General features: G+C 44.7%; 12 protein-coding genes. 7 read left to right on the top strand and 5 right to left on the bottom strand.

What is annotated here, in order from left to right:
• The first annotated feature begins 118 nt into the window (after positions 1 to 118).
• Both sbcB and V7R42_RS01230 read left to right on the top strand, forming a co-directional pair.
• Positions 119 to 1,549 (top strand): exodeoxyribonuclease I, encoded by a 1,431-nt coding sequence (gene sbcB, locus V7R42_RS01225; RefSeq protein WP_334018427.1) that lies wholly within the window; start codon positions 119 to 121, stop codon positions 1,547 to 1,549.
• 127 nt (positions 1,550 to 1,676) lie between these two features.
• Entirely contained in the window at positions 1,677 to 3,332 is a 1,656-nt protein-coding gene (locus V7R42_RS01230) for a DUF342 domain-containing protein (RefSeq protein WP_334018428.1), read from the top strand.
• Positions 3,333 to 3,351: 19 nt separating this feature from the next.
• Here V7R42_RS01230 and V7R42_RS01235 read toward each other — a convergent pair whose 3' ends face one another.
• From V7R42_RS01235 to V7R42_RS01255, 5 genes are all read right to left on the bottom strand, one after another.
• Positions 3,352 to 4,197 carry a transporter substrate-binding domain-containing diguanylate cyclase gene (locus V7R42_RS01235; protein WP_334018429.1) on the bottom strand — a complete coding sequence of 282 codons (846 nt, stop codon included), beginning with the start codon at positions 4,195 to 4,197 and terminating at the stop codon, positions 3,352 to 3,354.
• Between the two features lie 36 nt (positions 4,198 to 4,233).
• Complete coding sequence (locus tag V7R42_RS01240) at positions 4,234 to 4,788, bottom strand: transporter substrate-binding domain-containing protein (protein WP_334018430.1); 555 nt, start codon at positions 4,786 to 4,788, stop codon at positions 4,234 to 4,236.
• A 99-nt stretch (positions 4,789 to 4,887) separates the two neighbouring features.
• The gene (gene kynU / locus V7R42_RS01245) at positions 4,888 to 6,123 is read right to left on the bottom strand and encodes a kynureninase (RefSeq protein ID WP_334018431.1); all 1,236 of its coding nucleotides are present in this window, start codon (positions 6,121 to 6,123) and stop codon (positions 4,888 to 4,890) included.
• Positions 6,113 to 7,180 (bottom strand): alpha/beta hydrolase family protein, encoded by a 1,068-nt coding sequence (locus V7R42_RS01250; protein WP_334018432.1) that lies wholly within the window; start codon positions 7,178 to 7,180, stop codon positions 6,113 to 6,115. Before V7R42_RS01250 ends, kynU begins: the two co-directional genes overlap by 11 nt.
• 95 nt (positions 7,181 to 7,275) lie before the next feature.
• Positions 7,276 to 8,451, bottom strand: coding sequence for a thiolase family protein (locus V7R42_RS01255; protein WP_334018433.1), 1,176 nt, complete (start codon positions 8,449 to 8,451; stop codon positions 7,276 to 7,278).
• A gap of 351 nt (positions 8,452 to 8,802) precedes the next feature.
• On the opposite strand from V7R42_RS01255, the gene V7R42_RS01260 reads away from it, so the two are divergent.
• The 5 genes from V7R42_RS01260 (at position 8,803) to V7R42_RS01280 (ending at position 15,059) form a co-directional block, all read left to right on the top strand.
• On the top strand, positions 8,803 to 9,210 hold the full coding sequence (locus V7R42_RS01260; RefSeq protein ID WP_334018434.1) for a MerR family transcriptional regulator: 408 nt from the start codon (positions 8,803 to 8,805) through the stop codon (positions 9,208 to 9,210).
• Positions 9,207 to 10,376, top strand: coding sequence for an isovaleryl-CoA dehydrogenase (locus tag V7R42_RS01265; RefSeq protein ID WP_334018435.1), 1,170 nt, complete (start codon positions 9,207 to 9,209; stop codon positions 10,374 to 10,376). The genes V7R42_RS01260 and V7R42_RS01265 overlap by 4 nt, the downstream gene beginning before the upstream one ends.
• Before the next feature lie 255 nt (positions 10,377 to 10,631).
• A complete protein-coding gene (locus V7R42_RS01270; RefSeq protein ID WP_334018436.1) occupies positions 10,632 to 12,239 on the top strand; it encodes a carboxyl transferase domain-containing protein in 1,608 nt (535 codons plus the stop codon).
• A gap of 11 nt (positions 12,240 to 12,250) precedes the next feature.
• A complete protein-coding gene (locus tag V7R42_RS01275; RefSeq protein ID WP_334018437.1) occupies positions 12,251 to 13,051 on the top strand; it encodes an enoyl-CoA hydratase/isomerase family protein in 801 nt (266 codons plus the stop codon).
• Positions 13,041 to 15,059, top strand: coding sequence for an acetyl/propionyl/methylcrotonyl-CoA carboxylase subunit alpha (locus V7R42_RS01280; protein WP_334018438.1), 2,019 nt, complete (start codon positions 13,041 to 13,043; stop codon positions 15,057 to 15,059). Before V7R42_RS01275 ends, V7R42_RS01280 begins: the two co-directional genes overlap by 11 nt.

Here is a 15,059-nt window from a genome sequence, read left to right on the forward strand (position 1 = left end):
TTAGGGCCTGGCGATGGCTAGCAAATAAATCACTGTTCATATTAACGCCAGCATTTGGTATTCAATTTCTCGCGGTGTACACTGCCATCAATATTTCTCCAACATCGCAATAGTGGTTATGCACGCACCTACATTTTTGTGGCACGATTTTGAAACCTTTGGCACCAGCCCACAAAAAGATCTCCCCTGCCAATTCGCTGCAGTAAGAACTGATATGGATTTAAATGTGATTGGTAAACCCATAAATATCATGAGCGCCATTGCGAATGATTATTTACCACATCCAGAAGCGTGTTTGGTGACCGGCATAACACCGCAGCAAACCATTCGCGACGGTTCTAACGAAGCTGACTTCGCCGCGCGAATTTATCAGGAAATGTCGACGCCAAATACCTGTAGTGTGGGCTTTAATAGTATCCGATTTGACGATGAAGTTTCCCGCTACCTGTTTTATAGAAACTTTTACGACCCATATTCACGTGAATGGCGAAATGGCAATAGCCGTTGGGATATAATCGATTTAGCGCGAGCGTGCTATGCACTGAGACCCGATGGTATTAATTGGCCACGCCGAGAAGATGGTGCACCAAGCTTTAAACTTGAGGCGTTAACTGCTGCCAATAATATTGGCCACGAAAACGCGCACGATGCATTGAGTGACGTTTACGCCACAATCGCACTTGCTAAACTGATAAAAGAAAAGCAGCCTCGCCTTTTCGATTATGCGCTGTCATTACGTAGCAAACACACGGTTATGCAGCAGATAGATCTCAGTAAACCATCCGTATTGCTTCATATCTCATCCAAATTACCCGCTTCCCAAGGTTGTTGTACTTGGGTTATGCCTGTGGCAAAGCATCCAACCAATAGTAATGCATTTATCGCTGTAGATCTGTCGCACGACATCGACAGCTTAGTGAATGATACACCAGAAGAGATACGGCAGGCGCTTTACGCTCCGTCAGATACATTTGATGATGTGCTAGAAAGACCTGGGCTTAAACTCATTCATGTCAACCGCTCGCCGTTTATTACCACGGCTAAAGCAATGACAGAAGACAATGCCGCAAGACTAGGGCTAGACCGTAAACGCTGCTTAGAGAACTACAAAGTACTCGCCAGTATACCTAGGCTCGCCGATAAAATTGTAGGTGTTTACGATGACGAGATTCACGGTGGTGAGCTGGATATTGATCACGCGCTGTATAGCGGTGGATTCCTTAGCGACGAAGACCGAAGATGGTGCGAGCGTGTAATCAACGCTCAGCCCGATGATTTAGTTACGCTGAGTGAAAAAACGCAGCACGAAGGGCTTAGAAAGCAATTGTTTCGCTATCGTGCTAGAAATTATCCTAACACGCTAACCGCAGATGAAATGGCTAGATGGCAGCATCATCGGCAAGCCCGCCTGACTGACTCAGCTTTTCATGGTTCTATCACATTAGAGAATTATTTGGTGCAGTTGGAATCACTGGCTCATGAACATAGTGATAATCCCGAAAAACAGGCCATATTGCGCGCACTTTACCAATATGCCGAAAACCTTTGACGGACGTTTTAGAACGCCTTAAATTAGTGAATAATAAAAAGTAGGCAGACTAAGAATAAGACAACGTCAAGTAATCGATAGAAGCCGCCGATAAAACAAGACACGCGCGCAAGGAAATAAAGAAGTTATGAATGGCGTAACAATAAGCTTCGATAAATCAAGAACCTATATCAACTTGCAATTAACACCTTCTGAATTCACTTCAGAAGTTGATAATAGAGAAATAAGAAAGCAACTAGATAGCGGTGAAACTAAGCGGCTTTATATTTCTGAAAAAGCGTTAAAGTCGGCCTGTGACACGGCTAATCATTATTTTAAGACTGGCGATAGCACTGTAGTTCAGGACCGCATTGGGGAGCGCAAAAACGCTGAAATCGAATTTCGCATTCCCGAGGATGGAATGCAGGCAAGCCTTGTAATGACCTCGCCTTATGGCGGTAAAGTGCCTTCTTTAAGTGCCGTTAAAGCGCTTGCTGCAAAAAATAAAATTGTACGTGGCTTAAGCACCAAAATCATTGAATCTATGCTCAACCAAGTAAGGCAATCGCCTCCTGGTACAGTACACGAGCACGTTGTTGCAAAAGGCTTACCCGCTAGAAATGGTAAAAATTCTAGATTTATTCCTTTAGTGCCAAACGCACTTGAAAGAGTGTTGAAACCCCAAACTGGTGACGGCGAACGCGTGGATATGCGTAATTTAGGCGAAATTATATGCGTTAAAGTAAATACGCCAGTATTAAGAAGGACTGAACCTACTCAGGGACGTTCTGGCTTCGATGTAAAAGGGAATAAAATTCCAGCTGTTGCGGGAGAGTGGGTTGATTTTAAAATGGGCAGCGGTACCGTAGTGTCCGACAGTGACGCCAACTTATTGATGTCTTCAATTTCTGGTATGCCGAAGTACCAAGACCAGACAATGAACGTTGACGATACTTTTATTTGTAACGGCGTAAACGTCGGTTCTGGGCATGTTAACTACGAAGGGGCAGTATTGGTTAACGGCGACGTTACAGAGAATATGCAAATCAAAGCTGCTGGCGATGTAACGGTTAACGGTTTTGTTGAGTCGGCATATATAGAGTCAGGTGGCGATATTATCATTACTGAAGGGGCAATGGGCAAAGTTAACGATACCCAAGGCGAGTTCCAGTGCCAATTAGTCGCTGCTGGCAGTATCCACGTTCAGCACGGTCAAGGCATTGATATCCAATGTGGCGGTAATATAACGGTTGGTCGCCAACTGGCTTATAGTCGTCTGCGTTGCGGCGGCGCCGTTATAGTTGGACAAATTGATAAGCCCATGGGGAATCTGTTTGCGTGCGATATTATCAGCCAAGACCGCGTTGAGGCTGGTACATTAGGCGCAGTTTCTGGTAGTACATTAAAAGTCGATTTCAGCCCAGGCTTTAATCAATTGTTAGAGCGCAAAGAGTCTTTAGATGAACTACTAAAGCAAATTCGCGAAAACAACCTTAAACACAGGGAAAAGATAAACCTAATACAAAATAAAAAGGTACCTAAAGAACTCCAACGCAAAGTAGCCGAGGCTTTAGAGCTTTTTAATAACGAAAGCGCGTTGTTGGAGTGGCTTGAAAATAAAGCGAATGACGTCGACGCTGCCAAAGAAAACTACCAGTCTGATATAAAACTTATCGCAAACAAGCGTCTCTATCCCGGGGTATCAGCCAAGCTCAACAGTCGTAACTGGCGCTCAGAACGGGAATACGACAGAGCGCAAATTAGTTATGATTCGCACCAATGGCATTACGACCCATTAATTTAACGCACCTGATTTGCTAATATTACTGCGCCACTGACACGTTTCCACACCCTTGGCGCTTTGAGTTGTGAAGTGCCTTTATGGTTCGTTCGAACCATTCTGAAAACTCCTCAGACACTTTAAGCTCAGAGATACCCATAGCGGTTTTAAAGTTCTCACTCAACGTATAGTGCGTAGATAGACAGTCTAGTAATCTATCTGCAAGAATTTTGGCCGCATTTAATTTGGTTTGAGGACACAGAATAATAAATTGCTCTGCACTAAAACGCGAGACAACGTCGACCTCTCTAACAGTATTCAGACAATTCGTTGCCACCGTTTTGAGCACGCCTTCTTTTGCCGGAGATTTAATTGGATCGCCATCGTCATGTAACGGTGTTAATTCGATCACAATTAACGAGGCTGTAGTGTGGAATCGATGAAAACGTGAGATTTCTTCTTCGGCACGCTGGATCATATGGTTGCGATTATATAGCCCCGTCACAGTGTCGTGGGCTGACAAGAAAGCGAGTGTCTTGTTCGCCTCTAACAAGGTTGCCTGCAGCGCACCTATTTCCTCATTTTTTTGGTTAATTATACGTTTATAGCCGCTAACGTTTCTATTTCTAAAAACTAAAAGTAAGAAAATTAAAACTACAATTATGGTGCTCAGAACCATAACGACGTAATTGCGACTATAACGAACTTGAACATTGTTCCAGCGCTTGTAAATTTCTACCTTTCTAGCCTCTGGAATACGTTCAATGGCGTAATTTAGCTTGTCGACCAAGTGTCCATAAGATTTGTTCACACCAAAAGCTAATGAATCGAAGGGCTCGGCATAACCAACGATATGGAGATCTTTCAGTTTTAAATTATTAATGTGCATATTTACGCTCATTAATGAGCCGACCATTACATCAAACTACTCATTCGCAAGCCGCTTAAGACCTTCTTCTTCTGATGGAATAAGCTTCAAGCGCAACCCCGGATAATGACGAGATATGTATTCCACTTGGCGGTATTCCTGAACTATACCTACGACGCGACTTCCGACTCCCGTGTAGCCTTGTATCATTGGCACTCCTGACTTCGCCACCAATACATTAGGCGCTTCAAAATAAGGTAGGCTAAAGTCGAGAAACTGCTTGCGATAATCGGAAGTATTTAGCATGGGGATAACTTGGCATTTCCCCTGTTCGACGTATTCTAGACTTTGCTGCCAGCTTTCTGTGGGTATGAGAGTAAACGTTAAACCAGATATTTCAGCGATAAGATGTAAATATTGGGCAGAAATCCCCACATGGATACCGTTTCTGATTGCTTCGTATGGCGCCCAGTTAGGATCTACACAATATGTTACGTTATTCGATTGTTCAGATGCCGCTTTTTGCCCATTCTCTGCTTGTAGGGGGATGCTCAAACAACTTGCTACTACTAACGACATGGTACAAAGCAGATAGTTTCTTATTATTTTCAACTGCACACCCAGAACATATTAAGCTATCAATGACAATCGCGAAGTATTAAGCGTAAATTAAAAAATTGCAATTATTTAGCTGACAATCTCGTTTTGTCATTAGGTAACGCTCTGCCTTTGCTGGAATTTTTCGTTTTCATAGCGCTTTTCATTCATAATCTTCGCGAGACTTGCGACCGCTTTTTCTATATCTGCGAAGCTTATATACAGCGGAGCAAAACCTATTCGCAGAATATTCGGTGCCCGGAAATCTGCAATAACGCCATCAGCAATCCACGCTTGGCAAATGGCGTACGCTTGGTCGTGAGCGAAAGCAAGCTGACTGCCTCGATTACCAATAGAGGGGCTTTCAATAGAAAACATGTCCAGAAGGCCTGCACGTTTGGCTTCAGCGATGAAAAATGCCTGTAGTTTTTTGGACTTTTCATCGATAGCTCTAAGCGACACATCTTCAAATACATCTAATGCCGCGTCTAAAACACTCATGCCAATAATTCCCGGCGTACCGCACAAGTTTTGCTTTATGGAGTTGTCGCCGGAATAATCAGGCGAAAATGCGAAAGGCGAGGTATGCCCCATCCAACCAGATAAAGGTTGGTGATATTGTGCTTGGTGCCGTTTGGCTACATAGATAAACGCTGGCGCGCCAGGCCCGCCATTTAAGTACTTGTATGTACAGCCAACGGCAAAATCCACATTACATGCGTCTAGACTGACAGGAAACGCCCCAGCACTGTGCGCTAAATCCCACAACGTTAAAATACCCTTTTGATGCGCTTGCTCGGTAATGGTTTGCATATCGAGCTTATTGCCACTTCTGAAATTAACCTGTGTCAGCATCAAAACGGCAATATCATCGGTTAATTGTGACTCAATGCGTGCTTCATCCACGTAGCGAATACTGTATTCACTGCCCAGTAATTCGAGCAGTCCCTGCACCATATATATATCAGTAGGGAAATTATCACGGGTAGTCGCTATCACCTTGCGTTCCGGGTGCATTTTTAACGCCGCACTAAGTACTTTAAATAGGTTAATAGAAATAGAATCACAGCAAATAACTTGGCCATTCGTAGCGCCAATCAAGCCTCCAATTTTATCACCCACTATTTGAGGTAGATGGATCCACTGATGCTTATTCCAGCTTGTAATGAGCCCCTTGCCCCACTGTGTATTAACAACTTCATCAGCGCGTTGTCTAGCAAGCTTAGGCAAAGGCCCAAGCGAATTACCGTCTAAATAGATCGTGTTCTCAGGAAGCGAAAATGCCTGAGCCTTGTCGCGAAGTGGATCTTTAATATCAAGTTGTTCAGCTGAAAAAACCTTATTCATCATGTTCACTAATAACCTCAAGTAAAGCATCAAAGGATGTTGATTCAGGGTGAAGCCAATCGAAATGGCCACCATCTTTAATTATTTGTTTACTGGCGCCTGATAGTTCGGCGTGATGCGCTGGTACAATAGAGTCAGCGTCACCTTGTAGAAGCGTAACTGGAAAAATACTAAGGGTAGGCGTTGGGGTCGCCTTTTGATACGCGGTTGGGACATTTTCAGGCGTACCCTTCATGAATTTCGCTGTAGCCGACTGGCAGCTGTTATGGCCCATGGCATAGGACTGGATATCCGTTATTGCTGCTAACCCGATTACGTGATTAATATTTGCGTTTGACAAGTCTAGAACTGATGACAGGCGTTGCGCGGCCAGCACGGCTAAATGCCCACCGGCAGAGTGCCCTGCAATGTAAATGTTCGTGTAGCGCCCCTCTTCTTCAATTCGCTTTACGGCTATATTTGTTGCCCGTGTTACGTCGTCTAAACTACCAGGCCAGCCACCACCTTCATCACCTACTCGCCGATACTCGATTGCGTAGACACCCATTCCAAGCTCTGCTAAAGCATGATACATCCCCTTCGCATGATCATATCCGTAAGCATTAAGCCAGCAACCGCCATGAATAAAGATTAACGCTTTATCCCCAAAGGTTTCGTTAGCAAACGAACGGCCATGCCAGGCATATACCATTTGTAGCGGGTCATCGCCGTAGCTAAATTCTTCATCAGCTATACTTGTTGGCAAGACACCCAATGCTGAATAAGGTATCTTGCTTTTTTTCTTGGTGTAGTCGGACGACAATTCACTGTTGGCATGGGTGTCATCAGAAGCAGTATCGTCCGAAACATCTATAGATGATTGAGCTTCAAGAGGCTCAGGCTGAGTTAAGTTAACGTGGGTGTCTTCGTAAACGCGATAAACGACTTCATTAACTTGGATGTCATCGTAAGTGAATTTTGTATGTAAGAATGAGTTTGTCTGGCCTTTAACGACAAGCGGTAAAGTGAATAGCGCAAACACAAATATTGTGGAATAGATAACGTAAATAACAGTCTTCATGCTTTGGTATTTTTATTGATATTGAACCACAGAGCGGAACAAATGTGTTCACACTCCGTGATTAAAAATTTTACATGTTAGCTATTCATCAATGTTTACATCATTTCAACAGCTAGCGCCACACCCTCACCGCCGCCGATACATAAAGATGCGATACCTTTGCGCCCCCCGCGTTGCTTAAGCGCGTGAAGAAGAGTTACCAATATACGCGCACCCGATGCACCAATTGGGTGACCCAATGCACAAGCGCCGCCCTTAACGTTCACCTTACTTTTGTCAAGTCCAAGCTTTTTAATTGCCAGCATGGTAACCATAGCGAACGCTTCGTTAATTTCGAAAAGATCGACCTCTTCTTTCGTCCAACCTGCTTTATCCAGCACTTTTTCCATAGCGCCAACAGGTGCAACGGTGAAGTTTTCAGGTTCAATAGAATTTGTTGCGTGAGCTACCACGCGTGCAAGCGGTGCTAGACCAAGTTCTTTTGCTTTGCTTTCGCTCATTACAACCAGAGCCGCTGCACCGTCAGAGATTGAACTTGAGTTCGCAGCGGTGACCGTACCGTCTTTTTTAAAAGCAGGTCTCAGTGTGGGAACTTTTTCAGGGCGAGCGGAACTCGGGCCTTCATCGGTATCAACAACATTATCGCCTTTTCTAGAAGACACTTTAACAGGTACTATTTCATCGACGAAAGTTCCGCTGTTTATTGCTTCATGTGCCTTGGAAAGCGAGCTCAATGCAAACTCATCCATTTCGCCGCGAGAAATTTTTTCTTCATCAGCAGTATCCTGCGCGAAGCAGCCCATTGCTTTGCCGTCATAGGCATTTTCTAAACCGTCTAGCATCATATGATCAAGCACTTGGCCATGGCCCATACGATATCCCGATCTAGCTTTAGGCAACATATAAGGCGCATTGCTCATGCTTTCCATTCCGCCCGCTACTACTACTGTCGCACTGCCTGCTTTAACCAAGTCGTGCGCCATCATTACCGCTTTCAAGCCCGAGCCACACACTTTGTTGATAGTTGTCACGCCAGCGCTTAATGGAAGCCCCGCTCCCAACGACGCTTGGCGCGCAGGAGATTGACCAAGACCAGCAGGTAATACACACCCCATAATGACTTCGTCAATTGCAGAGACATCCATCTCTTCACAGGCTGCTTTAATCGCAACTTCTCCAAGTTTAGTCGCAGCAAGCGAAGACAAATTACCGTTGAAACCACCCATTGGTGTGCGCTTAGCCGCGACAATAACTACTGATTCGTTACTCATAACCGTGCCCTTAAAATTCAGTTAAATTATAGAGTTAAGTGAAGAAAACCACGTAGATGTATACAAAAGTAAACACCCCTAACAGCTACAACGTCTTGCCTTCACCATGAAAAATTGACGTTAGCAAAATGTTACTTTACCTTAACGTAAAATGTAATTAACGTTAACGTAAACCTGTACTAAGTATGTGTCAACCAAACACTACGTTTTAATATAGTGATATATAAAAGCATCTACCTTAAAACGATAGTGCTATTGCAAAGACACCCAACCTACTACAGAAAAATTAATTACAAGACACCCACGTTTAAACAAAGGTGTTAAACAGCGCTGAAATACAAGGTACGTGTAATGAGCAAGTACGATGACGAAACAACATATGCAATAGGCGAACTCGCCCGAGAGTTTGACATTACTCCTCGTTCAATTCGTTTTTACGAAGAGCAAGGGCTGATGTCGCCTTCAAGAACGGGGCAAAATCGCATTTATCTCAACAAGGATAGAGTGCGCTTAAAGCTAATCTTGCGAGGAAAACGACTAGGATTTTCCCTCGCTGAGGTCAAAACACTGTTCGACATGTACGACACTAATCCGAATTCGGCAATTCAGTTAGAAGCCATGCTTGAAATGACTGAACAAAAAAGAGCGGTGCTAAAACAGCAACTAGAGGATATCCAGATGTTGATGACTGAACTGGATGATGTTGAAGCACGTTGCCGTGAAGAACTCGCAGAATTAAAACGAGGAAATATCGCATGAATACCTCCTACCCTACTCTAAATTTTGGACTTAGCGAAGACATCGAGATGTTACGTAATCAGGTCTATCAATTTGCACGAAATGAGATTGCTCCTCTTGCTGAACAAGCAGACGCAGATAACCAATTCCCAAACCAATTGTGGAAAAAACTTGGCGCTATGGGCCTATTGGGCGTTACTGTTTCAGAGCAATACGGTGGCTCTGATATGGGCTACCTTGCGCATACGATCGCTATGGAAGAAGTTAGTCGCGCATCAGGTGGTATTGGTTTGAGCTATGGCGCACATTCGAATCTTTGTGTTAATCAGATCTTTAAAAACGGTAATGGTGCCCAGCGTGAAAAGTATCTGCCTAAGTTAGTAAGCGGTGAACACATCGGCGCGTTAGCAATGAGTGAGCCTAACGCAGGTTCTGATGTCGTTAGCATGAAATTAAAAGCTGAAAAGCGCGGTGATAAATACATCCTTAATGGAAACAAGATGTGGATAACAAACGGTCCTGATGCACATACCTTTGTTATCTATGCAAAAACCGAGCCTAACGCGGGTCCAAAAGGGATCACAGCGTTTATTGTAGAACGCGACTTCCCTGGCTTTAGCCGCGCACAGAAACTCGACAAACTTGGTATGCGCTCATCTAATACCTGCGAATTAGTTTTCGAAGATTGCGAAGTGCCTGCGGAGAATATTCTAGGCAAAGAAGGCGAAGGTGTTCGCGTACTTATGAGTGGCTTGGATTATGAGCGCCTTGTTTTATCAGGTGGCCCGCTAGGCATTATGCAGTCGTGCATGGATATCGTAGTACCTTACATTCACGACCGTCAGCAGTTTGGCCAATCAATTGGTCAATTCCAACTAGTACAAGGCAAAGTAGCAGACATGTATACACAAATGAATGCTGCACGCGCTTATGTTTACACCGTTGCACAGTCATGCGATCGCGGTGAAACAACGCGAAAAGATGCTGCTGGCGCTATCCTTTACTCAGCAGAGCTAGCAACCAAAATGGCATTAGATGCCATTCAACTACTTGGTGGTAATGGCTACATCAACGAATACCCGACGGGCCGCTTATTACGTGATGCCAAGCTTTATGAAATTGGCGCGGGAACGTCTGAAATTCGCCGAATGCTTATAGGCCGCGAGCTATTTAACGAATCTAAATAATAAGGAGTTCTGGGTGGAAAATAATTTCGTTTGCAACAGGGAAAGCTTAGGCATTCCTAGTGTCACGGAAGTTAGAAAGCCCCCCCCCTTCTCCCTATTAAGTGGGTTTACGAAAGCTGAACTTTATTAACAGGCTAATGAATTGCAAAGACGCCCAACGCAGCGAAAGGGCTTAGCATGGATGTCTTGCTAATTATCTTGCTAACTAGTGGTTAACGCGACAGCCGTCGCCTATGCCCAACACAAGGAGGGGTTATGCCCGTTCTTCGCTCAAGTATAAATACGAAATCTGAAACATTTATCGCTAACGCCGAGCACATGCAGGCTCAGGTAAATGATTTAGTCGAAAAAATAGAACAAATTTGCCAAGGTGGCGGTGAGAAAGCGGCTGAGCGCCACGTGTCACGGGGAAAACTTCTACCTCGCGACCGAATCAATGCACTGATTGACCCAGACACGCCTTTTCTGGAAATAGGCCAGCTAGCTGCATGGGAAGTGTATGAAGACTATGTCCCCTGTGCTGGTGTTGTTGCCGGTATAGGTATTGTTGCTGGTATCGAATGTATGATTGTAGCTAACGATGCCACCGTCAAGGGCGGTACATACTACCCTCTAACCGTTAAAAAGCACCTTAGAGCGCAAACAATTGCAGAGCAAAATAACCTACCTTGTATTTATCTAGTAGATTCAGGTGGTGCTAACTTGCCCCGTCAAGATGACGTATTCCCAGACAGAGAGCACTTTGGTCGCATCTTTTTTAATCAAGCGAATATGTCTGCTAAGAATATCCCTCAAATTGCAGTAGTAATGGGCTCCTGCACTGCTGGGGGGGCTTATGTTCCCGCCATGGCTGATGAAAGCATTATCGTCAAAGAACAAGCGACTATTTTTCTAGGCGGCCCACCGCTTGTTAAGGCCGCAACAGGTGAAGTGGTTACCGCAGAAGAGCTTGGCGGTGGTGACGTTCATACTCGAATTTCGGGCGTTGCCGACCATCTCGCCAACAATGACCATCACGCACTTTCATTGGCGCGAAATGCTGTCTCCAGACTAAACAGAAAGAAGCCAGAATGCATTGACGTGGCCGAGGTAAAACCTCCGCGCTACGACACCAAAGACATTTACGGCATTGTGCCTGCCGATAGTCGTCAGACATACGATGTAAGAGAAATCATTGCGCGTATTGTGGATGATTCAGATTTTGATGAATTCAAACCGCTTTACGGCACAACCTTAGTTTGTGGTTTTGCACGCATTTTCGGTTTCCCTGTAGGCATTGTGGCTAACAACGGCATACTTTTCGGTGAAAGCGCACTTAAAGGTGCTCATTTTGTCGAACTATGTGCCATGCGAAAAATCCCTCTTGTGTTTTTACAAAACATCACAGGCTTTATGGTCGGTAAGCAATACGAGCATGGTGGTATCGCAAAACACGGTGCAAAAATGGTAACCGCCGTAGCCTGTGCGAATGTACCAAAGCTCACTGTGCTTATCGGCGGAAGTTTCGGTGCAGGTAACTATGGCATGTGCGGTAGAGCCTATGACCCACGCTTCCTTTTCATGTGGCCAAACGCTCGAATCTCTGTAATGGGTGGTGAACAAGCTGCTGGCGTTCTCGCCCAAGTTAAGCGCGACCAGAAAGAGCGCTCAGGTGAGTCATGGTCTGCAGAAGAAGAAAAGGCCTTTAAACAACCTGTCATCGACACTTACGAAAAACAAGGACATCCATACTATGCATCTGCAAGGCTTTGGGATGATGGCGTTATTGACCCAGCGGATACGCGATTAGTGCTTGGCCTATCGCTTTCAGTGTCACTTAACAAACCTATTGAAGACACCCAATTTGGCATATTTAGAATGTAGGAGTGCAGGTAATGGAACAATCAGTGATTTACAGCGTAGATGAAAGAAACATTGCCACTGTTTCCTTAAACAGAGCTGAGAAACATAACGCCTTTGACGACGAAATGATAAACGAACTGACTCGCCTATTTAAAAAAGCGGGTGAAGATAAAAGCGTTAGGGCTCTAATTCTAAGAGCAGAAGGCAAAAGTTTCAGTGCTGGGGCCGACCTGAACTGGATGAAAAAAATGGCCAGTTACACCGAAGCACAAAATGAAAGTGATGCACATGCATTAGCAACCATGCTGCAGACGCTTTATAAAATGCCGAAGCCCACAATAGCAAGAGTACAAGGCGCAGCTTTTGGCGGCGCTGTTGGTTTAATTGCATGTTGCGACATTGCTATTGGCAGCAAACTGAGTAAATTTTGCTTAAGCGAAGTTAAAATTGGCCTTATTCCAGCAACCATCAGCCCCTACGTTATTGAAGCAATGGGCGCACAAGTATGCCGACGCTACTTCCAGACCGCCGAAGTATTTTCTGCACGCAGAGCAAGACGTTTAGGGCTGTTGAGCGAGTCTGTTACCGAAGACGAACTCGATAGCACTATCGACACTATTTTATCTAGTGTACTGAAAAATGGTCCCCTAGCAGTGGCGAAAGCAAAAGAGTTAGTGCAATGGGTGTCTACGCAAGAAATTGATGATGCTCTTCTCACAAGAACGAGCAAACTTATTGCTCAAGTTAGAACCTCTGATGAAGGTCAAGAAGGTCTGTCAGCCTTTTTAGAAAAGCGCAGTGCGTCATGGGTGGAGGTTCAAAATGATAAATAAATTACTAATTGCAAACCGTGGCGAAATTGCATGCCGCGTTATTAAGACAGCCAACGCTCAAGGTATAAAGACGGTAGCAGTTTATTCAGACGCCGATGAACATGCCCTTCATGTAGAAATGGCTGACGAAGCAGTTTATCTAGGACCATCTCCGTCAAAGGAAAGTTACTTACGAGGTGAACTCATTATTGAGAAATCTAAAGAACTTGGTGTAGACGCTATTCACCCAGGTTACGGCTTTCTCTCGGAAAATGCTGAGTTTGCGAGTCTATGCGCCAAAAACAATATTATCTTCGTAGGTCCACCAGCATCTGCAATCGAAGCAATGGGGTCTAAGTCTGCCGCAAAACACATTATGGAACAAGCAGGTGTTCCTTTGGTACCGGGCTATCACGGCGACGATCAAAGTGAAGCTGTATTAAAAGGCGCTGCCGATGAAATGGGCTACCCAGTCCTATTAAAAGCCGCTGCTGGCGGTGGCGGAAAAGGCATGCGACAAGTTTGGAGTGAAAACGAGTTTTCTCAAGCATTAAATGCAGCTAAACGTGAATCTATGGCGAGCTTTGGCGACGACCATATGCTAGTTGAAAAGTACCTCACGCGCCCTCGTCACGTTGAAATTCAAGTTTTCTGTGACACTCATGGCAATGGCGTATATCTATTCGAGCGTGATTGTTCGGTTCAACGCCGCCACCAAAAGATTATTGAAGAAGCCCCAGCCCCAAATATGTCTCAGTCAGTGAGAGAAAACATGGGAGAGGCGGCGATTCTCGCAGCGAAGGCCATTAACTACGTCGGTGCGGGAACGGTTGAGTTTTTACTTGATGAAGACGATTCATTTTACTTCATGGAAATGAATACGCGCTTGCAAGTAGAACATCCTGTGACAGAAATGATCACCCGTGAGGATTTAGTTCAATGGCAACTAACTATTGCTGAAGGCAAGCCTCTTCCTAAGCAGCAAAATGAGCTCACGTTAACAGGACACGCATTCGAAGCACGCATTTACGCTGAAGATCCAAACAACGAATTTCTACCTTCTACCGGCACGCTGTGCCTGTTGCACACACCAAAAGAAAATGACGTAGTTCGCGTTGACACAGGTGTTGTTGAAGGTGATGAGGTAAGCGTTTTTTACGACCCTATGATTGCCAAGCTTGTGGTTTGGGGAGAGAACCGGGAGATAGCGCTCAAGCGCCTAATTAGTGCATTGGGTGACTACTACATTGACGGTGTAAGCACAAATATAGACTTCCTAAAGCGTGTCGCTACCCACCCTTCATTCGTTGCTGCTGAGCTAACAACTACATTTGTAGAGAAGCACCATAATTCTTTGTTTAGCGCGATAAGTGAGGATGCTGCTAACGATGACACCCAAGCTACCATTCCTGCAATGGCATTGCTTTCACTGTTAAATAGAAAAGTTTCCACAAGTAACAAGACCCCATCAGTGTGGTCAACTGTTGGTGCGTGGCGCGCTAACGCAAATCATACAGAAACCCTAAGCCTACTTTGCAATCAAGACGAAGTGCATGTTGATGTCAAGCACCTGCGTCGTAGTAGTGGAGATGCTTGGGAGCTATCTATAGGCGAGAATTCCTATAACGTAGAGGGCAAGCTTGTAGGTAATACTTTGCAAGCAACGATTAATGGATACAAATCAACATTTACATTTTCAGACAATGATAATGAGTGTACCCTTTTTAACAAAGACACCCATGCTAAGTTCAGCGTAATCTCAGCATCTCTTGGTGATGATAACAGCGATGGTGATGATGCCAATTTCAGTGCTCCTATGAATGGGACAATAGTTGCGCATTTAGTTGAAAAAAGTCAGCAGGTTAAGAAAGGGGAACCCATCTTAGTCATGGAAGCGATGAAAATGGAGCACAGCATCATCGCCCCACACGACGGTTCAGTAAAAGAGTTCTTTTTCAATCCAGGTGAATTAGTTGACGGTGGCGCCACACTTTTAGCATTTTCAGCAAAAGAAACTTCAGAGGTCTGA

Source organism: Alteromonas sp. S015 (genome assembly GCF_036864485.1).
GTDB lineage: Bacteria > Pseudomonadota > Gammaproteobacteria > Enterobacterales > Alteromonadaceae > Alteromonas.

Coding starts and splice junctions, on each gene's coding strand:
- V7R42_RS01280 (WP_334018438.1), top strand. CDS start 13,041: ATGATAAATAAATTACTAATTGCAAACCGTGGCGAAATTGCATGCCGC.
- V7R42_RS01275 (WP_334018437.1), top strand. CDS start 12,251: ATGGAACAATCAGTGATTTACAGCGTAGATGAAAGAAACATTGCCACT.
- V7R42_RS01230 (WP_334018428.1), top strand. CDS start 1,677: ATGAATGGCGTAACAATAAGCTTCGATAAATCAAGAACCTATATCAAC.
- V7R42_RS01250 (WP_334018432.1), bottom strand. CDS start 7,180: ATGAAGACTGTTATTTACGTTATCTATTCCACAATATTTGTGTTTGCG.
- V7R42_RS01255 (WP_334018433.1), bottom strand. CDS start 8,451: ATGAGTAACGAATCAGTAGTTATTGTCGCGGCTAAGCGCACACCAATG.
- sbcB (WP_334018427.1), top strand. CDS start 119: ATGCACGCACCTACATTTTTGTGGCACGATTTTGAAACCTTTGGCACC.
- V7R42_RS01265 (WP_334018435.1), top strand. CDS start 9,207: ATGAATACCTCCTACCCTACTCTAAATTTTGGACTTAGCGAAGACATC.
- V7R42_RS01270 (WP_334018436.1), top strand. CDS start 10,632: ATGCCCGTTCTTCGCTCAAGTATAAATACGAAATCTGAAACATTTATC.
- kynU (WP_334018431.1), bottom strand. CDS start 6,123: ATGATGAATAAGGTTTTTTCAGCTGAACAACTTGATATTAAAGATCCA.
- V7R42_RS01235 (WP_334018429.1), bottom strand. CDS start 4,197: ATGCACATTAATAATTTAAAACTGAAAGATCTCCATATCGTTGGTTAT.
- V7R42_RS01260 (WP_334018434.1), top strand. CDS start 8,803: ATGAGCAAGTACGATGACGAAACAACATATGCAATAGGCGAACTCGCC.